The 23,563-nt window shown below is 62.9% G+C and carries 29 protein-coding genes; 14 read left to right on the top strand and 15 right to left on the bottom strand.

Going from position 1 to position 23,563, the window contains the following annotated elements; all coding sequences use genetic code 11:
• Nucleotides 1-34: 34 nt before the first annotated feature.
• Together OGL93_RS15095 and OGL93_RS15090 are read left to right on the top strand one after the other, a co-directional pair.
• Nucleotides 35-598: a DNA-3-methyladenine glycosylase I gene (locus OGL93_RS15095; protein WP_263263618.1), complete on the top strand. Its 564-nt coding sequence runs from the start codon at nucleotides 35-37 to the stop codon at nucleotides 596-598.
• A gap of 50 nt (nucleotides 599-648) precedes the next feature.
• A complete protein-coding gene (locus OGL93_RS15090; protein WP_263263617.1) occupies nucleotides 649-1,536 on the top strand; it encodes a lysophospholipid acyltransferase in 888 nt (295 codons plus the stop codon).
• Between the two features lie 77 nt (nucleotides 1,537-1,613).
• On the opposite strand, the gene OGL93_RS15085 is transcribed toward OGL93_RS15090, so the two are convergent.
• The 5 genes from OGL93_RS15085 to def all read right to left on the bottom strand — a co-directional run bounded on the left by OGL93_RS15085 (nucleotide 1,614) and on the right by def (nucleotide 6,174).
• Nucleotides 1,614-1,925, bottom strand: a complete 312-nt coding sequence (locus OGL93_RS15085) for a tetratricopeptide repeat protein (RefSeq protein ID WP_263263615.1) — start codon at nucleotides 1,923-1,925, stop codon at nucleotides 1,614-1,616.
• Between the two features lie 11 nt (nucleotides 1,926-1,936).
• Nucleotides 1,937-3,310: a Trk system potassium transporter TrkA gene (gene trkA / locus OGL93_RS15080; protein WP_263263613.1), complete on the bottom strand. Its 1,374-nt coding sequence runs from the start codon at nucleotides 3,308-3,310 to the stop codon at nucleotides 1,937-1,939.
• Between the two features lie 12 nt (nucleotides 3,311-3,322).
• Entirely contained in the window at nucleotides 3,323-4,636 is a 1,314-nt protein-coding gene (rsmB, locus tag OGL93_RS15075) for a 16S rRNA (cytosine(967)-C(5))-methyltransferase RsmB (RefSeq protein WP_263263611.1), read from the bottom strand.
• Nucleotides 4,633-5,565 (bottom strand): methionyl-tRNA formyltransferase, encoded by a 933-nt coding sequence (gene fmt, locus OGL93_RS15070; RefSeq protein ID WP_263263609.1) that lies wholly within the window; start codon nucleotides 5,563-5,565, stop codon nucleotides 4,633-4,635. Before fmt ends, rsmB begins: the two co-directional genes overlap by 4 nt.
• A gap of 102 nt (nucleotides 5,566-5,667) precedes the next feature.
• A complete protein-coding gene (def, locus tag OGL93_RS15065) occupies nucleotides 5,668-6,174 on the bottom strand; it encodes a peptide deformylase (protein WP_263263608.1) in 507 nt (168 codons plus the stop codon).
• Between the two features lie 155 nt (nucleotides 6,175-6,329).
• On the opposite strand from def, the gene OGL93_RS15060 reads away from it, so the two are divergent.
• From OGL93_RS15060 to OGL93_RS15050, 3 genes are all read left to right on the top strand, one after another.
• Nucleotides 6,330-7,355, top strand: coding sequence for a LysM domain-containing protein (locus OGL93_RS15060; RefSeq protein WP_263263606.1), 1,026 nt, complete (start codon nucleotides 6,330-6,332; stop codon nucleotides 7,353-7,355).
• 77 nt (nucleotides 7,356-7,432) lie between these two features.
• On the top strand, nucleotides 7,433-8,545 hold the full coding sequence (dprA, locus tag OGL93_RS15055) for a DNA-processing protein DprA (RefSeq protein WP_263263603.1): 1,113 nt from the start codon (nucleotides 7,433-7,435) through the stop codon (nucleotides 8,543-8,545).
• Nucleotides 8,546-8,583: 38 nt separating this feature from the next.
• Nucleotides 8,584-9,138, top strand: a complete 555-nt coding sequence (locus tag OGL93_RS15050) for an L-threonylcarbamoyladenylate synthase (protein ID WP_263263601.1) — start codon at nucleotides 8,584-8,586, stop codon at nucleotides 9,136-9,138.
• Between the two features lie 108 nt (nucleotides 9,139-9,246).
• Here OGL93_RS15050 and OGL93_RS15045 read toward each other — a convergent pair whose 3' ends face one another.
• Nucleotides 9,247-10,221: an NADPH:quinone reductase gene (locus tag OGL93_RS15045; protein WP_263263600.1), complete on the bottom strand. Its 975-nt coding sequence runs from the start codon at nucleotides 10,219-10,221 to the stop codon at nucleotides 9,247-9,249.
• A gap of 156 nt (nucleotides 10,222-10,377) precedes the next feature.
• Here OGL93_RS15045 and hemF point away from each other — a divergent pair, with 156 nt between their 5' ends.
• Nucleotides 10,378-11,313: an oxygen-dependent coproporphyrinogen oxidase gene (gene hemF, locus OGL93_RS15040; protein ID WP_263263598.1), complete on the top strand. Its 936-nt coding sequence runs from the start codon at nucleotides 10,378-10,380 to the stop codon at nucleotides 11,311-11,313.
• Nucleotides 11,314-11,322: 9 nt separating this feature from the next.
• Nucleotides 11,323-12,138 carry a shikimate dehydrogenase gene (aroE, locus tag OGL93_RS15035; protein WP_263263596.1) on the top strand — a complete coding sequence of 272 codons (816 nt, stop codon included), beginning with the start codon at nucleotides 11,323-11,325 and terminating at the stop codon, nucleotides 12,136-12,138.
• A gap of 19 nt (nucleotides 12,139-12,157) precedes the next feature.
• Here aroE and choX read toward each other — a convergent pair whose 3' ends face one another.
• Together choX and betC are read right to left on the bottom strand one after the other, a co-directional pair.
• Nucleotides 12,158-13,078 (bottom strand): choline ABC transporter substrate-binding protein, encoded by a 921-nt coding sequence (gene choX / locus OGL93_RS15030; RefSeq protein ID WP_263263594.1) that lies wholly within the window; start codon nucleotides 13,076-13,078, stop codon nucleotides 12,158-12,160.
• Complete coding sequence (gene betC, locus OGL93_RS15025) at nucleotides 13,075-14,631, bottom strand: choline-sulfatase (RefSeq protein WP_263263593.1); 1,557 nt, start codon at nucleotides 14,629-14,631, stop codon at nucleotides 13,075-13,077. The genes choX and betC overlap by 4 nt, the downstream gene beginning before the upstream one ends.
• Nucleotides 14,632-14,727: 96 nt before the next feature.
• Here betC and OGL93_RS15020 point away from each other — a divergent pair, with 96 nt between their 5' ends.
• Both OGL93_RS15020 and OGL93_RS15015 read left to right on the top strand, forming a co-directional pair.
• Nucleotides 14,728-15,636: a LysR family transcriptional regulator gene (locus OGL93_RS15020; RefSeq protein ID WP_263263591.1), complete on the top strand. Its 909-nt coding sequence runs from the start codon at nucleotides 14,728-14,730 to the stop codon at nucleotides 15,634-15,636.
• A 44-nt stretch (nucleotides 15,637-15,680) separates the two neighbouring features.
• On the top strand, nucleotides 15,681-16,115 hold the full coding sequence (locus OGL93_RS15015; RefSeq protein WP_263263590.1) for a hypothetical protein: 435 nt from the start codon (nucleotides 15,681-15,683) through the stop codon (nucleotides 16,113-16,115).
• An 8-nt stretch (nucleotides 16,116-16,123) separates the two neighbouring features.
• Here OGL93_RS15015 and OGL93_RS15010 read toward each other — a convergent pair whose 3' ends face one another.
• From OGL93_RS15010 to trpB, 3 genes are all read right to left on the bottom strand, one after another.
• Nucleotides 16,124-16,591 carry an RcnB family protein gene (locus OGL93_RS15010; protein ID WP_263263589.1) on the bottom strand — a complete coding sequence of 156 codons (468 nt, stop codon included), beginning with the start codon at nucleotides 16,589-16,591 and terminating at the stop codon, nucleotides 16,124-16,126.
• A 100-nt stretch (nucleotides 16,592-16,691) separates the two neighbouring features.
• Complete coding sequence (trpA, locus tag OGL93_RS15005) at nucleotides 16,692-17,498, bottom strand: tryptophan synthase subunit alpha (RefSeq protein WP_263263587.1); 807 nt, start codon at nucleotides 17,496-17,498, stop codon at nucleotides 16,692-16,694.
• Complete coding sequence (gene trpB / locus OGL93_RS15000; protein ID WP_263263585.1) at nucleotides 17,495-18,715, bottom strand: tryptophan synthase subunit beta; 1,221 nt, start codon at nucleotides 18,713-18,715, stop codon at nucleotides 17,495-17,497. Before trpB ends, trpA begins: the two co-directional genes overlap by 4 nt.
• A gap of 54 nt (nucleotides 18,716-18,769) precedes the next feature.
• Between trpB and OGL93_RS14995 the strand changes: the two genes are divergently transcribed.
• A complete protein-coding gene (locus tag OGL93_RS14995) occupies nucleotides 18,770-19,738 on the top strand; it encodes a LysR family transcriptional regulator (RefSeq protein WP_276583549.1) in 969 nt (322 codons plus the stop codon).
• Here OGL93_RS14995 and OGL93_RS14990 read toward each other — a convergent pair.
• On the bottom strand, nucleotides 19,711-20,037 hold the full coding sequence (locus OGL93_RS14990) for a DUF883 family protein (RefSeq protein WP_263263582.1): 327 nt from the start codon (nucleotides 20,035-20,037) through the stop codon (nucleotides 19,711-19,713). The two genes, OGL93_RS14995 and OGL93_RS14990, sit on opposite strands and share 28 nt — an antisense overlap.
• 156 nt (nucleotides 20,038-20,193) lie before the next feature.
• Between OGL93_RS14990 and OGL93_RS14985 the strand changes: the two genes are divergently transcribed.
• Nucleotides 20,194-20,409 (top strand): dodecin, encoded by a 216-nt coding sequence (locus OGL93_RS14985; RefSeq protein ID WP_263263581.1) that lies wholly within the window; start codon nucleotides 20,194-20,196, stop codon nucleotides 20,407-20,409.
• 80 nt (nucleotides 20,410-20,489) lie between these two features.
• On the top strand, nucleotides 20,490-20,711 hold the full coding sequence (locus OGL93_RS14980) for a DUF1161 domain-containing protein (RefSeq protein WP_263263579.1): 222 nt from the start codon (nucleotides 20,490-20,492) through the stop codon (nucleotides 20,709-20,711).
• A 44-nt stretch (nucleotides 20,712-20,755) separates the two neighbouring features.
• Here the strand turns inward: OGL93_RS14980 and OGL93_RS14975 are convergent, their stop codons facing one another.
• Entirely contained in the window at nucleotides 20,756-21,757 is a 1,002-nt protein-coding gene (locus OGL93_RS14975) for an LLM class flavin-dependent oxidoreductase (RefSeq protein ID WP_263263578.1), read from the bottom strand.
• A gap of 146 nt (nucleotides 21,758-21,903) precedes the next feature.
• Here OGL93_RS14975 and OGL93_RS14970 point away from each other — a divergent pair, with 146 nt between their 5' ends.
• Together OGL93_RS14970 and OGL93_RS14965 are read left to right on the top strand one after the other, a co-directional pair.
• Nucleotides 21,904-22,329 (top strand): OsmC family protein, encoded by a 426-nt coding sequence (locus OGL93_RS14970; protein WP_263263576.1) that lies wholly within the window; start codon nucleotides 21,904-21,906, stop codon nucleotides 22,327-22,329.
• Entirely contained in the window at nucleotides 22,310-22,582 is a 273-nt protein-coding gene (locus tag OGL93_RS14965; RefSeq protein WP_263263574.1) for a DUF1161 domain-containing protein, read from the top strand. Before OGL93_RS14970 ends, OGL93_RS14965 begins: the two co-directional genes overlap by 20 nt.
• A gap of 96 nt (nucleotides 22,583-22,678) precedes the next feature.
• On the opposite strand, the gene OGL93_RS14960 is transcribed toward OGL93_RS14965, so the two are convergent.
• Nucleotides 22,679-23,095 carry a hypothetical protein gene (locus OGL93_RS14960; RefSeq protein ID WP_263263573.1) on the bottom strand — a complete coding sequence of 139 codons (417 nt, stop codon included), beginning with the start codon at nucleotides 23,093-23,095 and terminating at the stop codon, nucleotides 22,679-22,681.
• A gap of 46 nt (nucleotides 23,096-23,141) precedes the next feature.
• Nucleotides 23,142-23,555: a hypothetical protein gene (locus tag OGL93_RS14955; protein WP_263263571.1), complete on the bottom strand. Its 414-nt coding sequence runs from the start codon at nucleotides 23,553-23,555 to the stop codon at nucleotides 23,142-23,144.
• Nucleotides 23,556-23,563 lie beyond the last annotated feature (8 nt).

Raw genomic sequence — 23,563 nt, 5'->3', positions numbered from 1 at the left:
CCCCGAATCGTTCGAGCCACTAGCCTGGAGCCTTATGCCACGCTGCTTTTGGTGTACCGCCGACCCGCTTTACCAGCAGTACCACGATCATGAATGGGGTATCCCACTGCGCGATGCGCAGCGCTTGTTCGAGCTGCTGGTGCTCGAAGGGTTCCAGGCCGGTTTGTCCTGGATCACTATCCTGAAGAAGCGCCAACGCTATCGCGAGGTGTTGTTCGGCTTCGACCCTGTGCGGCTGGCCGCCATGACCGACGATGAGATCGAAATCCGGATGCAAGACGCCGGGATCATCCGCAATCGCATGAAGCTCAAGGCCGCGCGGCAAAATGCCCAGGCCTGGCTGCGGCTCGAAGATCCGGTCGGCTTTTTGTGGTCGTTCGTGGGCGGTACGCCGCGCATCAACCACTTTGCGGTACACCGCGACATCCCCACCCAGACCCCCGAGGCTCAGGCGATGAGCAAGGCCTTGAAGAAGGCCGGCTTCAGTTTCGTTGGCCCTACCATTTGCTACGCCTACATGCAGGCCGCGGGCATGGTCATGGATCACACTACCGATTGCGACCGGTATCAGGCTTTATGCCAACCGGCCACCGGTTGAGGGCGGCCGGCTAATGTAGAATGCCCAGCTCGATACCAGGAGAGTGAGCTGTGGAAAAGTTCAAGGGCGCCGTGATGGTAGGCATGCTCAAGGCGTTCGCGATGCTGCCATGGAGCGCCGTGCAAGGGGTGGGCGCTGCTATCGGCTGGCTGATGTGGAAATTGCCGAATCGCTCTCGCGAGGTGGTGCGGATAAACCTCGCCAAATGCTTCCCCGAGTTGTCGCCCGCCGAGCGTGAACAGCTGACCGGGGAAAGCCTCAAGGGCATTGGCCGCTCATTCACTGAAAGCGCTTGCGCGTGGATCTGGCCGGCCGAACGCTCGCTCGGGTTGATCCGCGAAGTGGAAGGGCTAGAGGTACTGCAGCAGGCATTGGCCAGCGGCAAGGGTGTGGTGGGTATCACCAGCCACTTGGGTAACTGGGAGGTGCTCAACCACTTCTATTGCAACCAGTGCAAGCCGATCATTTTTTATCGGCCGCCCAAGCTCAAGGCCGTGGATGAACTGCTGCGCAAGCAGCGCGTGCAACTGGGCAACCGGGTCGCGGCTTCCACAAAGGAAGGCATCCTCAGCGTGATCAAGGAAGTGCGCAAGGGCGGCCAGGTGGGTATCCCCGCGGACCCGGAACCTGCCGAGTCGGCCGGAGTATTCGTGCCGTTCCTGGGTACTCAGGCGCTGACCAGCAAGTTCGTGCCCAACATGCTTGCGGGCGGCAAAGCCGTGGGGGTGTTCCTGCATGCGGTGCGGCTGCCTGACGGCTCTGGCTTCAAAGTCATGCTCAAGGCCGCGCCGGAAGCGATGTATAGCACCGACGTGGAAGTATCTGCAGCGGCCATGAGCCAGGTGGTCGAGGGCTACGTGCGGGCCTACCCGGATCAGTACATGTGGAGCATGAAGCGGTTCAAGAAACGACCGGCGGGTGAGGCGCGCTGGTATTGATGGGAGTTCTTCGCCCGGCTGCCCGGCCCCACGTTCAAGGTCGAGGCCGAATGAGCCGGGCACCTTCGAAAGGTGCCTCAGGCGTTGCGCTCCAGCTTTCGTAAGAACACCGTGATTTCCTTTTCCGCTTGCTTGTCCCCTTTTGCCTGCGCCGCTGCCAAGCCCTGCTCCCAGGCGGTTCGCGCAGCGTCCAACTCACCGCTTTGTTTCAAGGCCTTGCCGAGCAGCTTCCAGGCGGCGGAGTAGCCGGGGTCTTGCTTTACGCAGCGGCGCAGGTGTTCGGCGGCTCGAGATGCGTCGCCGGCATCCAGATAGCCTTTGCCCAAGCCGAAACGCAGCAGTGGGTTATCCATGCCCTTGGCGAGCATCTTTTCCAGCGATTCGATCATCCCCTGCCCCTTTAGAAAAAGCTCAGCCCAACATGGAAAAGCTTTTCCACATCGCGGATGTATTTTTTATCCACAAGGAACAGGATCACGTGGTCACCGCTTTCGATCACGGTGTTGGCCCGCGCGATGATCACTTCCTGGTCCCGGATGATTGCCCCGATCGATGTGCCTGGCGGCATCTGGATCGCTTCCAGGGCACGGCCCACCACCTTGCTGGATCTGGCATCGCCATGGGCAATGGCTTCGATGGCCTCGGCGGCGCCGCGCCGCAGGGAATGCACGCTGACAATATCCCCGCGCCGCACATAGGTCAGCAAACTACCGATAGTGGCGAGCTGGGGGTTGATGGCGATGTCGATCTCACCCCCTTGTACGAGGTCAACATAAGCGGCGTTGTTGATCAGCGTCATCACCTTCTTCGCGCCCAGCCGTTTGGCCAGTAGCGACGACATGATATTGGCCTCGTCGTCGTTGGTCAGGGCGAGGAAGATATCCGCGTCGGCGATATTCTCTTCCACCATCAGGTCACGGTCCGAAGCGCTGCCCTGAAGCACCACGGTACTGTTGAGCGTATCCGACAAGTACCGGCAGCGCGCCGGGCTCATTTCGATGATCTTCACCTGGTAGCGGCTTTCGATGGCCTCAGCCAGGCGCTCGCCGATGTGCCCGCCTCCGGCGATGACCACTCGTTTGTTGTTCTCGTCCAGCCGGCGCAGTTCGCCCATGACCGCGCGAATATCCGCCTTGGCTGCGATGAAGAACACCTCGTCGTCGGCTTCGATCACCGTGTCACCACGGGGCAGGATCGGCCGGTCCCGGCGGAAGATCGCGGCTACGCGGGTTTCCACGTTGGGCATGTGGTGGCGGATCTGACGCAGCTGCTGGCCCACCAGCGGGCCGCCGTAATAGGCCCGAACCGCCACCAACTGCGCCTTGCCCCCGGCGAAGTCGATTACCTGCAGCGCACCGGGATGTTCTATCAGCCGCTTGATGTAATGGGTGACCACCTGCTCGGGGCTGATCAGTACATCGACCGGGATCGCTTCGTTGCTGAACAGGTCTGCGCGGTTGAGGTAAGCGGCCTCTCGCACTCGGGCGATGCGCCTGGGGGTCTGGAATAGCGTATAGGCCACCTGGCAGGCGACCATGTTGGTTTCGTCGCTGTTGGTGACCGCTACCAGCATGTCTGCGTCGTCTGCGCCAGCCTGGCGGAGCACAGCGGGGAATGACGCCTTGCCCTGTACCGTGCGGATGTCCAGGCGGTCCCCGAGGCTGCGCAGCCGTTCGCTGTCGGTGTCGACGATGGTGATGTCGTTGGCTTCGCCCGCCAGGTGCTCAGCCAGGGTGCCGCCGACCTGGCCGGCACCCAGGATGATGATCTTCATCAGTCAGCTCGCTCAGCGGCCGCCGGCGGCGGCTATCTTCATCAGTTTGGCGTAATAAAAGCCGTCATGCTGGCCGCTTTGCGGGAACAGCTGGCGACCATGGGGTTGGCGCACGCCCGCTACGAGGGGCAGGTCCAGCTCGCGGGCCCCGGGGGTGCGGGAGAGGAAGGCACCGATGGTGTCGCTGTTTTCCATTGGCAGTACCGAACAGGTGGCGTACAGCAAGATGCCGCCCACTTCCAGCGCACCCCACATGGCATCGAGTAGCTCGCCTTGCAGGCTGGCGAGCGCGGGGATGTCATCGGCCTGGCGTGTCAGCTTGATGTCGGGATGGCGCCGGATCACGCCGGTGGCCGAGCATGGGGCATCGAGCAGGATGCGCTGGAAAGGTACGCCATCCCACCAGGCAGCGGTGTCGCGGCCATCGGCGGCACGCAGTTCAGCGCTCAGGCCAAGGCGGGCGAGGTTCTGCTCTACTCGTTGCAGCCGCTTGGCCTCCAGATCAATCCCCAGCACGTAGCCAAGCGCCGGTGTGTGCTCGAGCAGATGGCAGGTTTTGCCTCCAGGAGCGCAGCAGGCATCCAGCACGCGTTGCCCCGGCTTGAGCTCGAGCAGGCTGGCGGCAAGCTGCGCCGCTTCGTCCTGCACGCTGACCCACCCTTCGGCGAAGCCCGGCAGGCCGTTGACGTCCAAGGCGTTAGCCAGGGTGATGCCATCGGTGCTGAACTGGCAGGCGCTAGCGGCGATGCCTGCGTCGGCCAACAGGGCCAGGTAGGCGTCGCGGCTGTGGTGGCGGCGGTTGACCCGCAGGGTCATTGGCGGATGTTCATTGTTGGCAGCGCACACGGCTTCCCACTGTTCCGGCCAGGCTGCCTTGAGCGCCTTCTGCAGCCAGCGTGGGTGTGCGGTGCGAACGACCGGGTCCCGCTCCAGGTTGGCGAGCAGCGCCTCGCCTTCACGCTGCGCGCCCCGCAATACGGCGTTGAGCAGGCCCTTGGCCCAGGTTTTCTTCAGGGCGTCGGCGCAGCCTACGGTTTCGGCGATGGCCGCATGCGCCGGGATGCGGGTGTAAAACAGCTGATACAGGCCCAACAGCAACAGCGCGTAAAGGTCCGCGTCGGCGGCCTTGAACGGTTTTTGTAGCAGCTGCTGCGCCAACAGCGCCAGGCGTGGCTCCCAGCGCGCGGTGCCGAAGGCCAGTTCCTGGGTCAACCCGCGATCCCGCGCCTCAACCCGCTCGAGCTGTATCGGCAGTGCGCTATTGAGCGACGCCTTGCCGTTGAGCACGGCCGCCAGGGCCCGTGCGGCCGCCAACCGCGGGGTCATTGAGCGAACACCGCGCCGGGGCTGAAGAATTCTCGCCGGCTGTTGTACAGGTCGCTGAAGGCTAGCGGCTTGCCGCCGGGCAATTGCAGGCGGGTCAGGCAGAGGGCGCCTTCGCCACAAGCCACGGTCAGGCCGTGCTTGCCGCTGGCGATGATTTCCCCAGGCACGCCTGAACCCTCGACCACTTGGGCGGCGAGCACCTTGACCACCTCGCCATGCAGCAGGCCATGGCAAACCGGCCACGGGAAGAATGCCCGCACCTGACGCTCCAGCTCTGCCGCCGGGCGGCCCCAAGCGAGCCGGGCTTCGTCCTTGTTGAGCTTGTGCGCGTAGGTGGCATCGGCGTCAGTCTGCGGCTCGCCTTCCAGCGTGCCGGCAGCCAACCCCTCGATGGCCTCGACTACCGCCGGCGGCCCGAGCCGTGCCAGCCGGTCATGCAGGCTGCCGCCGGTATCCTCGGCGCTGATCGGCGTGGTTGCCTTAAGCAGCATCGGCCCGGTGTCCAGGCCCGCTTCCATGCGCATCACGGTTACACCACTGAGGCTGTCTCCGGCTTCGATGGCCCGCTGAATGGGCGCCGCGCCACGCCAGCGTGGCAGCAGCGATGCATGGCTGTTGATACAGCCCAGGCGTGGGATATCCAGCACCGCCTGGGGCAGGATCAGCCCATACGCCACCACGACCATCAGGTCCGGAGTGAGTGCGGCGAGTTCGGCCTGGGCTTCGGCGTTGCGCAGGGTCTGCGGCTGGTATACCGGGATGCCATGGGCCAGTGCCAGCTGTTTGACCGGGCTCGGCATGAGTTTTTGACCGCGGCCGGCTGGGCGGTCAGGTTGGGTATAAACGGCAACTATTTGGTGAGCACCGCCAAGCAGCGCCTGCAAATGCTCGGCAGCGAATTCTGGGGTACCTGCAAAAACTAGGCGCATGAGGGTCTCGCTGAAATGAAAAGGGCTTGCCGAAGCAAGCCCTTGGACAGTGACGTTTGTAGGAGTAGGCGCCAGCCCGCGAACTGGCCTGCCCGTCACCGGTTAAGCCTGCTGGCGGTGCTGTTTTTCGAGTTTTTTCTTGATCCGATCCCGCTTGAGCGTGGACAGGTAATCGACGAACAGCTTGCCGTTGAGGTGATCGCATTCGTGCTGGATGCACACGGCCAACAGGCCCTCGGCAATGATTTCATAAGGGTTGCCGTCGCGGTCCAGCGCCTTCACCTTGACCTTCTGCGGGCGGTCGACGTTCTCGTAGAACCCGGGAACCGACAAGCAGCCTTCCTGATATTGGTCCATCTCGTCGGTGAGCGATTCGAACTCCGGGTTGATGAATACCCGGGGTTCGCTGCGATCTTCGCTCAGGTCCATGACCACGACCCGCTTGTGGACGTTTACCTGGGTAGCGGCCAAGCCGATGCCTGGCGCCTCGTACATGGTTTCAAACATGTCGTCGATCAGCGTACGCAGCTCGTCGTCCACAACCGTGACCGGCTTGGCGATGGTACGCAGGCGCGGATCCGGAAATTCGAGGATGTTTAAAATAGCCATATGCTTAAGTGCTGCACTGTAAGGTAAAGTCAGTGGGAATGGCGCCGAGCGCTTGTTGAGCAGCCACTGCTCATGGAAAGCCCGGCCGGCACGGCGGTTGACCGTTGCCCACGGCAGGGTTTGACGAATGCGTACATGATAAAGGGATTCACGGCATGAGGAAATCATTACTCGCCCTGCTGCTGCTCGCCGGTGCAAGCCTGGCCCATGGCGACGAACTGCTGCGTGAGGGGCATCCACAGCGTTACACCGTGGTGCAGGGCGATACCTTGTGGGACATCGCCGGGAAGTTTCTCAACCAGCCGTGGCAGTGGCCGCACATCTGGCATGCCAACCCGCAGATCGCCAACCCGGACCTGATCTACCCTGGGGACTCGCTGGTGCTGGGCATGGTCAACGGGCAGCCGCAGCTGTTCCTAGAACGTGGGCAGTCCAGGGGCACGGTGAAGCTTTCGCCGCATGTACGCTCCAGTCCCGTGGCCGAGGCCATTCCCAGTATTCCGCTGGGTGCCATCAATGCTTTTCTGATCAATAACCGCATCGTCGACGACCTGGCGTCCTTCGATACCGCGCCCTACATCGTTGCCGGTAACCAGGAACGGGTGCTCAGTGGCATGGGCGACCGTATCTATGCCCGGGGCCAGTTCGAGCCGGGGCATACCGTGTACGGCGTATTCCGCCAAGGTAAGGTGTACACCGACCCCGCCACACAGGAAGTACTGGGCATTAACGCCGACAACATCGGGGGTGGGGAAATCGTGGCCACCGAGGGCGACATCGCCACACTGACCTTGCAGCGCTCCAATGCCGAGGTCCGCCTGGGCGATCGCCTGTTCACCAGCGAGGAACACCCGATCAATTCGACCTTCCTGCCGAGCCCGCCGGCCGCGCAGATCGAAGGCAAGATCATCGACGTACCACGAGGGGTTACCCAGATTGGCAAGTACGACGTGGTGACCCTCGACAAAGGCCAGCGTGACGGCCTCGCGGAGGGCAATGTATTGGCGATCTATAAAACCGGTGAGACGGTGCGCGACCGGATCACCGGCGAACAAGTAAAGATTCCGGACGAGCGCGCTGGCTTGGTGATGGTGTTCCGCACTTACCAGAAACTGAGCTATGGTCTGGTACTGAACGCAAGCCGCTCCCTGGCGGTGCTCGATAAAGTTCGTAACCCATGAGCCGCGCTCTTCAAAAGTTACCAACATAGTTATCCACAGGCACGCCTGCCGGTGGAGGCTGGATCAAGGATGATCGAATGCCACTGTTTACCCCTCAAACGCCGCCCCCGGCGGAACTGGAGGCGCGGTTGCGCCTGCATCGGCTACCTGACACTGGCGCCGCGCATTTCCGCTTGTTGCTCGATGCCTTCGGCTCGGCCAGTGCTGCCCTGAGTGCACCGGCGGCCGCCTGGCGAGCGCTTGGCTTGTCCCAGGCCTCGGCCGACGCCCGCCGCAGTGCGGCCGTTCGCGAGGCCGCCAGTGCTGCATTGCGGTGGCTAGAGGCCCCGCAGCACCACGTGCTGGCCATCGATAGCCCGACTTACCCCGCCCTGCTTAAGGAAATACCTAACCCGCCTGCGCTTTTGTTCGTCGCGGGGGACCCTGGCGTGCTCGAACGCCCGCAGCTGGCGATGGTAGGCAGCCGGCGAGCTTCGGCACCGGGGTTGGACACCGCCCGGGCATTTTCGCGCAGCCTTGCGAGCGCTGGGTTTGTGATCACGTCCGGGCTGGCTGTGGGCATCGACGGGGCCGCTCACCGTGCCGCCCTGGATGCAGGCGGCGCCACGGTTGCCGTGCTCGGCAGCGGGCTTGAAAATATTTATCCACAACGCCACTTGCGCCTGGCCAGTGCCATCGCGGAGCAAGGCGGCGCGCTGGTCTCGGAATTTCCACTGGATTCGCCGCCCACGCGGGAGACCTTCCCGCAGCGTAACCGCATCATCAGCGGGCTGTCGCTGGGGGTGCTGGTGGTTGAGGCGAATATCGCCAGCGGTTCGTTGATTACCGCGCGGCTGGCCGCCGAGCAGGGGCGCGAAGTGTTCGCCGTTCCCGGCTCGATCCATCACCCAGGCATGAAGGGTTGCCATCAGCTGATCCGGGACGGCGCCCAATTGGTAGAAACCGTGCAGCACATTCTCGAAGGCCTGCGGGGCTGGCAAGGTCTGGCACCCAGCGCGGTCATCGAGCCGGCTGCCGCGCCTCGGCGCGATCCTTTGATCCAGCGGCTGCTTGCCGCTCCGCAAAGCGCCGAGCAGTTGGCCGCCAGCCTAGGTTGGCCGTTGCCGAAGGTCCTGGTGGCACTTACCGAGCATGAACTGGCGGGTGCGGTGGTTTGCGAAGCGGGGCGTTGGTTTGGACGCCCCGGCTAGTTACACTTCGCAGCATTCAAACCTAAAGGAAGACCACAATGGAGAGCAGTTGGCGTGTGCAACAGGCTGCCCGGGAAATTCGCGCCGGCGCGGTGCTTGCCTATCCAACCGAAGCCGTTTGGGGATTGGGTTGCGACCCTTGGAACGAAGACGCCGTTTATCGCCTTCTGGCGATCAAAGGGCGGTCCGTGGAAAAAGGGGTGATTCTCGTCGCTGATAACATCCGCCAGTTCGACTTTCTCTTCGAAGACTTCCCCCAGGCCTGGCTCGATCGGATGTCCAGCACCTGGCCGGGGCCCAATACCTGGCTGGTGCCCCACCGGGATCTGTTGCCCGCGTGGATCACCGGCCAGCATGACAGCGTAGCCGTGCGGGTGAGCGACCATCCGCTGGTGCGCGAGCTGTGCGCGCTGGTTGGCCCGCTGGTGTCGACGTCCGCCAACCCCCAGGGCCGGCCACCGGCGCGCAGCCGGCTGCGGGTGGAGCAATACTTCCGCGGCGAGGTGGATCTGGTTCTAGGCGGGGCCCTGGGCGGCCGCAAGAATCCTAGCGTGATTCGCGACCTGCGCAGCGGCGAGGTGGTACGGCCGTAGCAGAGTGTCTAGTCGAACCCTGTGGGGCCGGGCCAAACCTGGGAATGTGCGGGCCATTCACGGGTTTGGCCGAATGGCCCGTACATTCCCCACAGCACCCTCAGGGCTTCAAGGCAGGAGGATCGTCGAACCTGTGGTCTTGCGGCCCGAGAGGTCGGTATGGGCCTTGGCAACGTCTTCGAGCTTGTAGCGCTGGTTGATGTCCACCTCGACCTTGCCGCTGGCGAGCATTTCGAACAGTTCGTCCGCCATCCCTTGGAGGGCGCCGGGGACCGCATAGGTGCCCAAGGTCGGGCGTGTCACATACAGCGAGCCTTTGCTTGCCAGCACCCCGAGGTTCACCCCGCTTACCGCCCCGGAGGCGTTCCCGAAGCTTACCAACAGGCCGCGCGGGGCGACGCAGTCCAGAGACACGTCCCAGGTGTCCTTGCCCACGCCGTCGTATACCACGGGGCATTTTTGCCCATTGGTGAGTTCAAGCACGCGCTTGGCGACATCCTCGCGGCTGTAGTCGATCACTTCCCAGGCCCCGGCGGCCTTGGCCTTTTCGGCTTTTTCGGCCGAGCTGACGGTGCCGATCACCTTAGCGCCCAGCGCTGCCGCCCACTGGCACGCCAGCAGGCCAACGCCGCCAGCGGCAGCGTGGAAGAGGATGGTTTCGCCGCTTTGCAGCCGGTAGGTCTGGCGCAGCAGGTATTGAACGGTGAGCCCTTTGAGCATCACCGCCGCGGCTTGTTCGAAGCTGATCGACTCCGGCAATTTCACCACCACAGCCGCGGGCAAAACATGCACCTCGCTGTAGGCGCCCAGAGGGCCGCCGGCATAGGCCACGCGATCACCTACCTGCACCGTGGTGACCTGAGCGCCCACGGCTTCCACCACTCCGGCGGCTTCAGTGCCGAGGCCGGACGGCAATGAAGGCGCGGGATAGAGCCCGCTGCGGAAATAGGTGTCGATGTAGTTCAGGCCAATGGCATGGTTGCGTACGCGCACTTCAAGCGGGCCGGGCTCGGCCGGCTGGAAGTCGACGAGCTCAAGCACCTCGGGGCCGCCATTGCTGGAAAACTGAATGCGCCTTGCCATCGATTGTTCCCTCGCTTTTTCTGTGATTAAGGCACCTATCGGACGCTTTCCTTAGACCGGCGTCAACTATCGGAGGTAACGGCCGGTGGTATGCTACGCGCCGATTTCACTGGCCGCCGCGGCGGCTGGTTGGCGTATGTGTGCACGAGGTCATCGATGAACATTCGTACCGAGGCTGTGAAGGCTTACCTGCTCGAGCTGCAAGATCGCATCTGCGAGGCGCTGGAAAACGAAGACGGTGGCGCCCGTTTCATCGAAGACGCCTGGGCGCGGCCCGGTGGCGGCGGTGGCCGCACCCGGGTGATCGATGGCGGCACGGTAATTGAAAAAGGCGGGGTGAATTTCTCCCACGTGCACGGCGCCGGCCTACCGCCCTCGGCCAGTGCCCACCGGCCAGAACTGGCTGGCCGCTCGTTCGAGGCGCTTGGTGTGTCGTTGGTCATGCACCCGCGCAACCCGCATGTGCCTACCTCCCATGCCAACGTGCGGTTCTTCATTGCCGAGCAAGAAGGCGAGGCGCCGGTGTGGTGGTTCGGCGGTGGCTTCGACCTGACCCCTTACTACGCTTACGAAGAAGACTGCATCCATTGGCACCGTGTGGCCGAACGTGCCTGCGCGCCTTTCGGCGATGACGTCTACCCCCGCTACAAAGCCTGGTGCGACCGGTACTTCCACCTCAAGCACCGTAACGAGCCGCGGGGCGTGGGCGGGCTGTTCTTCGATGACCTTAACAGCTGGGACTTCGACACCAGCTTCGCCTTCCTCCGCGCCGTTGGCGACGCCTATGTCGAGGCGTGGCTGCCAATCGTGCAGCGGCGCCGCGAAACCCCTTGGACCGAAGCGCAGAAAGAATTCCAGGCCTATCGCCGCGGCCGCTATGTGGAGTTCAACCTGGTGTACGACCGCGGAACGCTGTTCGGCCTACAGTCGGGCGGGCGCACGGAGTCGATCCTGATGTCGTTGCCGCCGGAAGTGCGCTGGGGGTATGACTGGAAACCCGAACCCGGTAGTGAAGAAGCGCGCCTGACCGATTATTTCCTGCAGGATCGCGACTGGTTGGGCATGGCGCCCGCGGCGCGCCTTGAACCCTGAGGAGCAGTAATGGATCGCTACGTTGTATTCGGTAACCCGGTGGGCCATAGCAAGTCGCCATATATCCATGGCCGCTTCGCCGAGCAAACCGGCCAGGTCATGGACTATGCAACGCTGCTCACCCCGCTGGATGGGTTTACGGCCACGGCCAAGGCGTTTTTCGAGCAGGGCCTGGGCGGTAATGTCACCGTGCCCTTCAAGGAAGAAGCCTGGCGCCTGTGCGATGAGCTCACCCCACGTGCCCAGCGAGCTGGCGCGGTGAACATGCTAAGCCGCCTGGGCGATGGCCGGCTGCGGGGCGATAACACCGATGGCGAAGGCCTGGTGCGAGACCTGCTGAGCAACTGTGGCGTGATACTCCAAGGCGCACGCGTTCTTCTATTGGGCGCCGGTGGCGCCGCGCGAGGCGTGATCGAGCCCCTGCTGGAACAGCGCCCCGAGGCCCTGGTGATCGCCAATCGCACGCTGGAAAAGGCCGAAGCCCTTGCCGCGCTGTTTGCCGACATCGGCCCGGTATCGGCCGCGCCCTTCGAAGCGTTGCAAGGCCCGGTGGATCTGATCATCAACGCCACGGCCGCCAGCCTCGCTGGCGAGGTGCCGCCCTTGCCAAAGGGCGTGATAAAGCCCGGCCACACGGTCTGCTATGACATGATGTACGGCGACTCGCCGACCCCGTTCAACGCCTGGGCGCAGCAGCTAGGAGCGGCCAAGGCCCTGGACGGCCTGGGTATGCTGGTGGAGCAGGCCGCCGTGGCATTTCGCTACTGGCGTGGGGTCGAGGTAAACACCACGCCAGTATTGGCCGCGCTGCGCCAGGGGCTGTAAGCCCCCGGCCTCGCCGCAATCAAAGCGTTGCCTGGACCGCTGGCAACGCATCCTTGCCATCGAGGGTCTTCAGGCCCCCAAGCCATTTCTCGAGTGTTTGTGGATGCGCCTTGAGCCAAGCCTTGGCTGCATCGGCGTTGCTGATTTTTTTATCCACAACCTCAGCCATGATGGCGTTCTCCATTTCCTGGCTGAAGGTCATCTGGGTGAATAGCTTGGCCACTTCCGGGCAGGCCTGGGCGTAACCGTTGCGGGTCAGCGTGTACACACTGCCGCTGGCGCCGAAGTACGCTTCGCCGCCGGTGAGGTAATGCATCTTGAGCTTCACGTTCATCGGGTGAGGGGTCCAGCCGAGGAAGGTCACGAAGCGCTGGTGTTTCACCGCCCGGTCCACTTCGGCCAGCATGGCCTGCTCGCTGGATTCGACTAGCTTCCATTGGCCCAGGTTGAAGTCGTTCTTTTTGATCATCTCCTGTATCGACTGGTTTGCCGGCGCACCGGAACCGATGCCGAAGATCTTGTGATCGAACTTGTCGGCGAAGGCGTTCAGGTCCTTGAAGTCATGAACACCGGCGTCGTAAACGTAGTCTGGTACCGCCAGGGTGAACTCGGTGCCTTGAAGGTTTTCCGCCAAGCGGGTGACCTTCCCGCTGGCCACGAACTGTTCGTCGAAGCCTTTTTGCGCGGGCATCCAGTTGCCTAGGAACACATCGATCTGGCCGTCCCGCAAGCCGCCGTAAGTGATGGGTACCGCCAGTGCATCCACCTTGGTTTTATAGCCCATGCCCTCGAGCACGATCCCGGCCAGGGCGTTGGTGGCGGCAATGTCGCTCCAGCCTGGGTCTGCGAGCTTTACCGGGCTGCAGTTGTCCGCGGCCTGGGCGGCCAGGCTTACTGCGCCAAGCCCAGCGAACAACAACGCTGTGGATAACGTTTTCATGGTCTTCCCCCTTCGTTCTCGTTTAATTGGCAGGGTTGTGGAAAACGCGCTCTACGCTCCAGATCGTCTAGGTCGATATGGTTGCGCATATATTGCTGGCTGGCGTCTACCTGCGGCTGGTGGTCCCAGCTCTTGAGCGTGCCTAAAGCCAGCGCCTGGCCAACGAAACGGCGGCGGCGCTGGCTTGCCAGTACTTGGCGGTGAATGCTTGGTATGTCCCACTTCGCTCGCGCTTCAGCCATGAAGGCTTCGAACGCCTGTGCATGCGACGGCGAGCTGGCGAGGTTTTCTCGCTCGGCCGGGTCATTGCTCAGGTCGAAGAACAAGCAAGGGTCGGTTTCACTGTAGATCAGCTTGTAATTTCCACGACGGATCATCATCAGCGGGCTGACGGTACCTTCGGCCATGTACTCGCCGAACACCTCGTCGTGGCCGCCTTCGCCGCGCAGGTGGGGCACCAGGGAACGGCCGTCCAGCGGCAGCCCGGCCGCAGGGCTGCCTCCGGCCAGTTCGACCAGCGTGGGCAGCAGGTCCGCGGTGGACACTGATGCCGCGACCCGCCCGGGCTCGAATTGACCCGGCGCCCACACCAGCAGCGGCACCCGGGCGGCCATCTCGAACCAGTGCATCTTGTACCAGAGCCCACGCTCCCCGAGCATGTCGCCGTGGTCCCCGCTGAACACGATGAGCGTGTCTTGCAGCAGGCCGGTTTCTTCGAGCACGGCAAGCAGGCTACCGACCTGGTCGTCGATATAGCTGCAGGCGCCAAAGTAGGCTCGCCGGGCATCGCGCACTTTTTCCTCGGGCAAAGGCTTGCCCCACAGGTCATAAACCTTCAACAAGCGTTTGGAGTGCGGGTCCAGCGCTTCCTGGGGCGGCACCGCTTCTGGCTGCGGGATGTCGGCGTCGCTGTAGCGGTCCCAATAGGCCCGCGGGATGGTATAGGGGTCGTGCGGGTGGGTCATCGACACGGTCAGGCAGAAGGGCCGGGCGTCATCCTTGCGCACATGGTCGTAGAGGTACTGGCGCGCCTTGAACACCACCTCGTCGTCGAAATCCAGCTGGTTGGTGCGCACGCAGGGCCCCGCCTGCAACACCGAAGACATGTTGTGATACCAGCTCGGCCGGGTGTCAGGCTCGTCCCAGTTCACCGCCCAGCCGTAATCGGCCGGGTAGATGTCGCTGGTCAAACGCTCTTCGTAACCGTGCAGTTGGTCCGGCCCGCAGAAGTGCATCTTGCCTGAAAGCGCGGTGTGGTAACCGAGGCGGCGCAGGTAATGAGCGTAGGTAGGAATGTCTGCGGGAAAGTCCGCTGCGTTGTCATAGGCACCGATGCGGCTGGGCAGTTGGCCGCTCACCAGGGTAAAGCGCGAAGGTGCGCACAGCGGGCTGTTGCAGTAGGCCGAATCAAACACCACGCCGCCCGTGGCGAGGCGGGAGAGGTTCGGCATTCTGATGGGTGAGGGTTGGTAGAACGGCAACATGGGCGCGGCCATCTGGTCGGCCATGATGAACAGAATGTTCTTGCGCGGCGCCGTCGTTGAGCGTTCCATAGTTCGACCTTATGCCAGAGTGCTTTCAGCCAGCATGAAGGCGCTGCATCAGGCGGTAAATCCCGTTTCGGCTAATGCCTAGGATAAGCACCACTTATGTTTGCGCAGCTTGGGGAGTTGTCTCTCGACACGCTTCGTACCTTCGAAGCCGCGGCTCGTCATTGCAGCTTCACCGCAGCGGCAATGGAGCTTGGCACCACACAGCCGGCAATAAGCCAGCAGATCAAGCGGCTGGAGGGGCAGTTGAAGGTTCGGCTGTTCGACCGGGTGTATCGAGGCATCGCGCTCACCGAGCCCGGTAACCGCCTTTATCAGCAAGTAGCCGAGGGTTTGCAGTGCATCGAAAGCGGCCTGCTGGAGGTCGCAAGCCAGGGCCAGCATGAGGTGCTGCAGGTCGCCACGGATTTTGCCTTTGCCGCCTACTGGCTGATGCCGCGGCTGCACCGTTTCCACCAGGCCCACCCGCAGGTGGACGTGAGTATCGTCACCGGCGAACGGGCCCACGCCATGCTACGCAGCGATACCGACATCGCCATCCTGTTTGGCGATGGGCGTGCGCCGGGCAATGCTCAAAGCCATTGGCTGTTCGACGAAGAGGTGTTCCCGGTCTGCAGCCCCGGCCTGCTCAAAGGGCACACCTTGCCCTTGACCACAGCGGCGCTGCGCAGCCTGCCGTTGCTGCACTTGCGCAGCGGCCAGGGCAACCGCTGGTTCGACTGGGCGGCGTTATTCCAGGCGCTGAGCATTCCCGTGGCGCCGGCGCCCGGGCAATTGCGCTTCGATAACTACACGTTGTTGATCCAAGCGGCCATCGGCGGCCAAGGCGTTGCGATCGGCTGGCGGCACTTGGTCGATGGCCTGCTGGAGCAGGGTTTGCTCTGTCGCCCCATCACCGCCAGCGTGCGCTCGGTGCTCGGGTACCACTTGGTGCTGCCGCCTCGCAAACGGCGCGGCCCGATGATCGAGCGGTTCGTTGACTGGCTGATGGCCGAGCAGGCGCCGTGATAGGGGCTGACGGGTGTTTTGCCTTGGAGGCGCGGGCGTTTCGCTTGGCGCGCTGGTGCAGCCACAACTTTTGGGTATTGCGCGGCCCGCACGGGCAGTGGCTGGGGGAGCTCCACGGGTTGGCCACCGACCGCCGGCATGGCCGCCCGGTGCCCATCGGCTACGCCCGCTGGCATGCGCTGCAAGCGTGGCATTTCACCCCTGCACAAGGCTTGTTTCTATGCCGCCCTGGGCAGCCTCATCACTTGGTGTGGTGCGGTGATGAAGCAGCGGTGCGCGAGCGCTGGGCAGCGGCGCTCGCTTGTGTCGAACCGATCAACCGGCAAAACCTCACCTACCCCCGCGGCGGCATTCGCCTCTGGGGGCCTACCTGCAACAGCAACTCGGTGTTCAGCACCTTTGCGCTGGCCATGGGGCTGGCGCCACCCCGCTTTGCCGGCTTGTGGCAACCGGGCCTGAGCCAGCCGATCGCCTTGTAGGCTGCCGGTTATTCAAGTACGCCGTTGAGGATCTCGTACACGATGCCTGTGCCGACCGAGATCAGCACCACGTCGGTGCCCAACCGGCGCCATTCATAACCCTCGTAGTGAGGCAACCGGGAGAGCGCGGCGCGGTCCAGGCGGCGGCCGTAACCGTGTGGCAGAGGATGGCCCTTGGCGACCTGAACGCCCGGCGGCAGTGGTGTACCACGGCCGAAGTCGGTGCGGTGCTCGCGAATGCTGTCGCGCACGGGGCCGAAGTCCTGTGGTGGCCGAGCGCCGTGGTCCTGGTTGCCGCGTTGACCATTTTGGCTGTGCCCATCGGCCTCGCCATGCTCAGGGCCCTGCTGCTGGTGTTGTTGTTGAGGGCCGCCTTGCGGAAGGTTGTCCGGGCCGGGCGCGGCCTGTGCCAGGGGCAGGCCCAAGCTGATGAGGGTGCCGAGCGTGGCGGCGAGAACGGTGCGGGACGTCTTCATGCGGTTCCTCTACGGATGTAAAAAGGGAGCGAACATCGCTCCCTTCGTTCATGCCCGTTAGTCTTTCGAAACCGGGGGCAATTCCTCTGTATCAGGAACTTTACCTAGCGCCACGCACACCCTCTGCCAGTTCACCGCACAGCGCCAGCACGTCGGTGACCGCCTGCTGTTCGCTGGAAGCATTGGCAATCTTGTCGACCAGGGCGGAACCCACCACCACGCCGTCGGCCAAGCGGGCAATGGCCGCGGCCTGCGCGGGGGTACGAATGCCGAAGCCAACGCTCACCGGCAACGAGGTGTGTTTGCGCAACCGGGCGATGGCTGCCGTAACGTGCTCGGTGGTCGCCGACCCGGCGCCGGTCACACCCGCCACGGACACGTAGTACACAAAGCCGGAGCTGCGCTCCAGCACCCGCGGCAACCGGCTGTCATCGGTGGTGGGTGTGGTCAGGCGGATGAAGTCGATCCCCGCGGCCTGGGCCGGTGTTGCCAGCTCGGCGTCATGCTCTGGTGGCAGGTCGACGATGATCAAGCCATCTACCCCCACCTCCCGCGCCTGGGCGACGAAGGCGTCGACGCCGAAGCGGTGGATCGGGTTGTAATAGCCCATCAGCACCAGCGGCGTGGTGGTGTCGGTCTCCCGGAACGCACGCACCATTTCCAGGGTTTTGAGCAGGGTTTGCCCGGCACTCAACGCGCGCAGGGTGGCCAATTGAATGGCAACGCCGTCGGCCATGGGGTCCGTGAACGGCATGCCCAGTTCGATTACGTCGGCGCCGGCAGCCGGTAGCCCCTTGAGGATGTCCAGCGAGGCTTGGTAGCCCGGATCCCCGGCGGTCACGAACGTTACCAGCGCGGCGCGGCCTTCGGCCTTCAGTTGGGCAAAGCGTTGTTCGAGGCGGCTCATGCCTGGGTCTCCTGCTGGTCGGCCATGTGGTTCATCACGGTCTGCATGTCTTTGTCGCCACGGCCAGACAAGCACACTACCATCAAGTGGTCCTTGGGCAGGGTCGGCGCACGGCGGATGGCCTCGGCCAGCGCGTGGGCGGTTTCCAGCGCAGGGATGATGCCCTCGGTACGGCAGGTGATGTGGAACGCGGCCAGGGCTTCGTCGTCGGTGATGCTGACGTATTCGACCCGCTTGATCTCATGTAGCCAGGCGTGCTCGGGGCCAATGCCGGGATAGTCCAGGCCCGCGGAAATGGAATGAGCGTCGGTGATCTGGCCGTCGCTGTCTTGCAGCAGGTACGTACGGTTGCCGTGGAGCACGCCGGGCACACCGCCGTTGAGGCTGGCGGCATGCTTGTCGGTGGTCACGCCGTGGCCGCCCGCCTCCACGCCGATGATCTCAACGCTGCTGTCATCGAGGAACGGGTGGAACAGCCCCATGGCATTGGAGCCGCCGCCTACACAGGCGACCAGACTGTCGGGCAGGCGGCCTTCTTTTTCGTGCAGCTGCTCGCGGGTTTCCTTGCCGATGATCGACTGGAAGTCCCGAACCATCGCTGGGTACGGATGCGGGCCGGCCACGGTGCCGATGAGGTAGAAGGTGTCTTCGACGTTCGTTACCCAATCGCGCAGCGCTTCGTTCATGGCGTCTTTGAGGGTACCGGTACCTGCGGTCACTGGCACGATCTCCGCGCCCAGCAGCCTCATGCGGAACACGTTGGCCTGCTGGCGTTCGATGTCCGTGGCGCCCATGTAGATCACGCAGGGCAAGCCGAAGCGCGCCGCGACCGTTGCAGTGGCCACGCCGTGCATGCCCGCGCCGGTTTCAGCGATCAGGCGCTTTTTACCCATGCGCTTGGCCAACAGCACTTGGCCGATGCAGTTGTTCACCTTGTGCGCGCCGGTGTGGTTCAGCTCTTCGCGCTTGAAGTAGATTTTTGCCCCGCCGCAGTATTCGGTCAGCCGTTCGGCGAAGTACAGCGGGTTGGGGCGGCCGATATAGTCGCGCTGGAAGTAGGCCAGCTCCTCTAGGAAGGCTGGGTCCTGCTTGGCGGCCTCGTATTCGCGAGCGAGGTCCAGCACCAAAGGCATGAGAGTTTCAGCGACGTAGCGGCCGCCGAAGGCGCCGAACAGGCCGTTGGTGTCGGGGCCGTTGCGCAAGGTTTGAGCGGTCATGGCAAGCTTCCGGGCAGAGGACAGATGCCCTGACTTTAGCCGCGACAGCGCCGGTTGAAAACCGATAAGATCGCAGCAACCTGTCAGGAAAACTCACAGATCATGAGCCGTGACCTGCCCTCACTCAATGCCCTGCGGGCGTTCGAAGCCGCAGCCCGCCTTGGCAGCCTAAGCCAGGCGGCGCGGCAGCTAAACGTCACCCATGGGGCGATCAGCCGGCAGCTCAAAGCCCTCGAGGCGGAGCTGGGCGTCGCCCTGTTCGCCAAGGATGGCCGCGGCCTTAAGCTCACGGATGCCGGCCAACGCCTGCGAGAGGTCAGCACTCAGGCTTTCGATAAGTTGCGCGCTGTATGCGCCGAGTTGGCCGTGACAGACGCCGACGCGCCTTTCGTGTTGGGGTGCTCGGGCAGCTTGCTGGCACGCTGGTTTATCCCGCGGCTTGGCCGCCTCAATGCCGAGTTGCCGGACCTGCGCTTGCACCTGTCGGCCGGCGAAGGCGACTTGGACCCTAAAAGCTCGGGCATCGATGCCTTGTTGGTGTTCGCAGAGCCACCTTGGCCCGCAGACGTACAGGTGCATGAGCTGATCCCCGAGCGAATAGGCCCGGTGCTCAGCCCGCACTATCGTCACTGCGCGCGCTTGCTGGGCTCGGCGCCCCAGGCTGTGTTAAGTGAGACGCTGCTGCAAACCGCCTCGCGGCCACAAGCGTGGCCCAATTGGGCAATGGCAGAGGGGTTAGACACCACCGGGTTGGTGTTCAGCCAGAGCTTCGAGCATTTGTATTACTTGCTCGAAGCTGCGGTGACCGGTTTGGGAGTGGCGATCGCTCCCCAGGCACTGGTTGCCGATGACCTCCAGGCCGGGCGCTTGGTCGCACCCTGGGGGTTCTCGCAAACGCCAGCCAGCCTTGCGCTATGGGTGCCCCATCGACGCACCGGGCGGCGCGCCGAACGGTTGGCCGAGTGGTTACGGCTGGAGCTGGCGCATCAGGCGGATCAGTGGGAGCGCTTGCACAGCAGGTAGGCAGCCAGCAGGCCAACGGCGCCGACAGCAATGCCAGCGGTGGTCAGCGGGTGCTCCTGTGCGTATTCCTTGGTCGCCAAGCTGGTTTCGCGGGTTTTGACCTTCACGTCTTCATACACGTCGGCCAGCAAGCTGCGAGAGTGCTTGAGCGCGGTTTCGGCGTTGGCTTTCAGCGCCTTGAGGGTTTTACGGGACTCTTCCGAGGTGTCGCCTTTGAGGCTTTCCAGCGAGCGGAGCAGGCTTTCGATTTCTGCTTCCATGCTTTGCAGCGACGCTTTACGTAGCGAATTATTGGCCATGGTTCACTCCTGCTAGGTAGTTGCGGTGTAAGTGTCCGACTGCGCCGCTTCGTAAAAGTGCGGTGCCTGTGAACTTTTGCCCGCCCTTGGCGCACAGATGTAAACGAAGCCATTAGCCAGTCGCCGATGGCAGTGCCACTGACCGAGGAGCTGCATATGACCGATCATCACACTTATAAGAAGATCGACCTTGTGGGGTCGTCGACCATCAGCATCGACGATGCTATCAAGAACGCCATTGCTGAAGCGGCCAAGACGGTGCGGCATCTTGAATGGTTCGAAGTGACCGAAACACGCGGTCATATTGAAGACGGGCAGGTGAAGCACTTCCAGGTCACCCTGAAAGTCGGCTTCAGAATTGGCGATAGCTGATCGTTGGCGGTCGCTACACTTCTTTAAAGCTGCTGGCGGTTTCGCCGACTTTGTTCCAATCGAATCAAGGACCGTGAACGATGAAAAAAGTCTTGTTGGCTACCCTGATGTTCAGCTTTGCCGGTGGCGCCTTTGCCGCAGGCAAATCATGCGACGACCTCAAAAGCGAGATCGACGCCAAAATCCAGGCCAAGGGCGCCTCGGGTTATTCGCTGGAAGTCGTGAATAAAGGCGGCACGGCGAATGGCAAGGTGGTTGGTACTTGTGAAGGTGGGACGAAGGAAATCGTCTACAAGCGCTGACCAGCAAAGCCAATGCCCGCCCGGCGCGGGCAATGGCAGCCCGCTTAGCCGTGCATCAACTGCGCGAGCAGTTCATAGGAATGAACGCGGTCGCTGTGCTCGTACAGGTCGCAGGTGAAGATCAACTCATCTACCTGGGTTTGCGCTAGTAGCACTTCGAGCTTTGCGCGGATCTTTTGCGGGCTTCCCACCATGGCCATGGCCAGGAAACTTCCCACCGCTTCTTTCTCGTGCGGCAACCATAAGCCCTGCATGGTTTCGACAGGGGGCTGAAGCACTAGGCTCTGCCCACGAATCAGGTTCAGGATGCGCTGGTAGACCGATGTCGCCAGGTAGTCCGCGCGCTCGTCGGTGTCGGCTGCAACCAGCGGAATACCCAGCATCACGTAGGGCTTGTCGAGAAACACGGAGGGCGTGAAGTGATCCCGGTAGATGCGAATCGCCTCATGCATCATCCGAGGGGCAAAGTGCGAGGCAAAGGCATAGGGCAGGCCACGCATGCCGGCCAACTGCGCGCTGAACAGGCTGGAGCCTAGCAGCCACACCGGTACCTGCGTGCCGCTGCCCGGCACGGCGATCACCCGCTGTTCTGGCGTACGTTCGCCCAGGTACCCCAGCAGTTCCTCCACATCTTGAGGAAAGTCATCGGCACTGCCGCTGCGCTCGCGACGCAGCGCCCGGGCGGTCAGTTGATCCGAACCGGGCGCGCGCCCCAGCCCCAGATCGATGCGGCCCGGATAGAGGCTTTCCAGCGTGCCGAACTGTTCAGCGATTACCAATGGGGCATGGTTAGGCAGCATCACGCCGCCCGAACCTATGCGGATGGTCGAGGTACCGCCGGCCAGGTAGCCCAGCAACACCGCGGTCGCCGAGCTGGCGATGCCGTCCATGTTGTGGTGCTCGGCGACCCAGAAGCGGTTGAAACCCGCACGTTCGAGATGTTGAGCCAGGTCCAGCGAATTGCGTAGCGCCTGGGCCGGCCCCGTTTCCTTGCGAACAGGTACCAGGTCCAGCGCGGAATATTTAACGTCGGATAACGATTTCATAAGCACTCCAGAAAGAGACACCCCCGCGCCTTTTTTCTCTGCTTTCACATTGAACGCTTTGATCCGCTTTCGCAAATATGTGCTGAACTTGCTCAGGCGCTCCCCCCTCTGAAAAACCAGACGTTCCAACAATGAGGAAGCATGTGATGATCAAGAAAGCATCCGCGGTCTGGAAAGGCGACCTGAAGAACGGTATTGGCGAGATTTCTACCGAAACCAACGTGCTCAAAAGTGCACCTTACGGCTTCAAGGCTCGTTTCGAAGGCGGCAAGGGCACCAATCCGGAAGAGCTGATCGGCGCGGCACATGCCGGCTGTTTCTCTATGGCGTTGTCGATGATCCTGGGCGAGGCGAACCTGACTGCCGAAGAGATACGTACCGAGGCCCAAGTCACGCTGGACAAACAGGCCGACGGCTTTGCCATTACCAAGATCCATTTGGTCCTCAAGGCGAAGATCCCCGGCGCCAGCGAAGCGCAATTCAAAGAGTTGGCCGACAAGGCCAAGGCCGGTTGCCCGGTGTCCAAGGTGCTCAACGCTGAGATTACCCTCGATGCCTCGCTGGTTGGCTGAAGTGCGTAGGCCGGGCAAGCCAGCTCGGGCCTTGGTAGCCGGGGCGTTCGCCCTGGCCGCCGCCACGGTGAGCGCTGCGCCGAAGGACTGCGCCGAACTCAAGGCCGAAATCGAGGCCAAGATCCAGGCGCAGGGCGTGGTGGCCTACACTTTGGAGGTTGTGCCGGCCGCGGAAGCGAACGACCCGAACATGGTCGTGGGCAGTTGTGAATATGGCACCCGCAAGATTGTTTACCAAAAGAACGACACCTAAGCGCTCGGCTGCGAATAAGCCTTTAGGCATCAGGGTTCGCCCCACTTGTGAAGGCTATTCACAGGCACACGAGTTCGAGTTCAACCTCCCTTGGCTTCAAAACAAGCAATTCACCTGGCGCTCCGTAGCTACCGTATTGCCGTGGGCGTCGTACAGGAACGCAAAGGTCTGTAGCCCAAGGTTGCGAGCCTCGAAACGATAGCGTTGGCCCGCTTCGAAGTTGTTGTAGCGCAGGGTGATATAGCACAGGCGCTCGTAGGGCTGCGCCATGATGGCAAGCACCGCCTGAGCCACGTCATAGTCGTAGCGCACGAGCAGCTCATGGCTCCCTGGCGGGAACTGGAAATAACGACCATCGTCCAGGTGCTGGCCGTCCAGCCGTTCGGCCATTACCAGCTTGCCGGTGCGGGTAAACATCTCGACCCAGGCTTGTTGCGGGTCGGGCGGCGGCACCGGCGTAGTGGTGCAAGCGGTGAGTAGCGCTGCGAGAGGCAGCAGGGCGTAACGGTGCATGATGGTTTACCTCAAAGAGGCCTCAAGCATACCCCGCATTCTCCCTTCAAGCGCGCTGGCAACCGGCAGGTTGCGCACGCCCCACTAGCCGGCGCTGTTGATCGTATAGCTTGGCCCATGGGGTAAAGCCCAAGCTGCCCGCTTCGAGTTGGTAGCGCTCGCCGGCGTTGAAGTTGGCGTATTTGATGTTGAGCTGGCAATCACGCGACAGTGGCGCCGCTTCGGGCCCAATGTTGCCTGGCGCAACAGTGAACAGGTAGCGCACGGTCAGCTCATGGCTGCCAGGTTGCACTTCGAAATAGCGGTGGTCGTCCCAAGCCTGGGCATCGACCTGTTGAGCGCGCAGGGCGTTCTCTTCTGGCACCTGTAAGTCGACCCAGGCTTGGTTCGGGTCTGGCTTGGGCAAACCCATGCAGCCGATGAGGGTCAGCAGGGCGCCGAGCAGTAATATTTCACGCATGGAGGGCT

This window comes from Pseudomonas sp. RIT-PI-S, assembly GCF_025642975.1.
Taxonomy (GTDB): Bacteria; Pseudomonadota; Gammaproteobacteria; order Pseudomonadales; family Pseudomonadaceae; genus Aquipseudomonas.
The sequence above is the reverse complement of the archived record's forward strand: the minus strand, read 5'-3'. Positions and strand labels throughout refer to the sequence as shown.

Bases quoted from the DNA above. Each gene is read 5' to 3' on its own strand.
- trkA (WP_263263613.1), bottom strand. From the start codon at position 3,310: ATGAAGATCATCATCCTGGGTGCCGGCCAGGTCGGCGGCACCCTGGCT.
- OGL93_RS15050 (WP_263263601.1), top strand. From the start codon at position 8,584: ATGGAGAGCAGTTGGCGTGTGCAACAGGCTGCCCGGGAAATTCGCGCC.
- dprA (WP_263263603.1), top strand. From the start codon at position 7,433: ATGCCACTGTTTACCCCTCAAACGCCGCCCCCGGCGGAACTGGAGGCG.
- OGL93_RS15010 (WP_263263589.1), bottom strand. From the start codon at position 16,591: ATGAAGACGTCCCGCACCGTTCTCGCCGCCACGCTCGGCACCCTCATC.
- choX (WP_263263594.1), bottom strand. From the start codon at position 13,078: ATGAAAACGTTATCCACAGCGTTGTTGTTCGCTGGGCTTGGCGCAGTA.
- rsmB (WP_263263611.1), bottom strand. From the start codon at position 4,636: ATGACCCCGCGGTTGGCGGCCGCACGGGCCCTGGCGGCCGTGCTCAAC.
- trpA (WP_263263587.1), bottom strand. From the start codon at position 17,498: ATGAGCCGCCTCGAACAACGCTTTGCCCAACTGAAGGCCGAAGGCCGC.
- OGL93_RS14965 (WP_263263574.1), top strand. From the start codon at position 22,310: ATGCCTCGCTGGTTGGCTGAAGTGCGTAGGCCGGGCAAGCCAGCTCGG.
- trpB (WP_263263585.1), bottom strand. From the start codon at position 18,715: ATGACCGCTCAAACCTTGCGCAACGGCCCCGACACCAACGGCCTGTTC.
- aroE (WP_263263596.1), top strand. From the start codon at position 11,323: ATGGATCGCTACGTTGTATTCGGTAACCCGGTGGGCCATAGCAAGTCG.
- OGL93_RS14960 (WP_263263573.1), bottom strand. From the start codon at position 23,095: ATGCACCGTTACGCCCTGCTGCCTCTCGCAGCGCTACTCACCGCTTGC.
- OGL93_RS14975 (WP_263263578.1), bottom strand. From the start codon at position 21,757: ATGAAATCGTTATCCGACGTTAAATATTCCGCGCTGGACCTGGTACCT.
- OGL93_RS15045 (WP_263263600.1), bottom strand. From the start codon at position 10,221: ATGGCAAGGCGCATTCAGTTTTCCAGCAATGGCGGCCCCGAGGTGCTT.
- OGL93_RS15095 (WP_263263618.1), top strand. From the start codon at position 35: ATGCCACGCTGCTTTTGGTGTACCGCCGACCCGCTTTACCAGCAGTAC.
- fmt (WP_263263609.1), bottom strand. From the start codon at position 5,565: ATGCGCCTAGTTTTTGCAGGTACCCCAGAATTCGCTGCCGAGCATTTG.
- def (WP_263263608.1), bottom strand. From the start codon at position 6,174: ATGGCTATTTTAAACATCCTCGAATTTCCGGATCCGCGCCTGCGTACC.
- OGL93_RS15020 (WP_263263591.1), top strand. From the start codon at position 14,728: ATGTTTGCGCAGCTTGGGGAGTTGTCTCTCGACACGCTTCGTACCTTC.
- OGL93_RS14990 (WP_263263582.1), bottom strand. From the start codon at position 20,037: ATGGCCAATAATTCGCTACGTAAAGCGTCGCTGCAAAGCATGGAAGCA.
- OGL93_RS15060 (WP_263263606.1), top strand. From the start codon at position 6,330: ATGAGGAAATCATTACTCGCCCTGCTGCTGCTCGCCGGTGCAAGCCTG.
- betC (WP_263263593.1), bottom strand. From the start codon at position 14,631: ATGGAACGCTCAACGACGGCGCCGCGCAAGAACATTCTGTTCATCATG.
- OGL93_RS14980 (WP_263263579.1), top strand. From the start codon at position 20,490: ATGAAAAAAGTCTTGTTGGCTACCCTGATGTTCAGCTTTGCCGGTGGC.
- OGL93_RS15085 (WP_263263615.1), bottom strand. From the start codon at position 1,925: ATGATCGAATCGCTGGAAAAGATGCTCGCCAAGGGCATGGATAACCCA.
- OGL93_RS14955 (WP_263263571.1), bottom strand. From the start codon at position 23,555: ATGCGTGAAATATTACTGCTCGGCGCCCTGCTGACCCTCATCGGCTGC.
- OGL93_RS14985 (WP_263263581.1), top strand. From the start codon at position 20,194: ATGACCGATCATCACACTTATAAGAAGATCGACCTTGTGGGGTCGTCG.
- OGL93_RS14970 (WP_263263576.1), top strand. From the start codon at position 21,904: ATGATCAAGAAAGCATCCGCGGTCTGGAAAGGCGACCTGAAGAACGGT.
- hemF (WP_263263598.1), top strand. From the start codon at position 10,378: ATGAACATTCGTACCGAGGCTGTGAAGGCTTACCTGCTCGAGCTGCAA.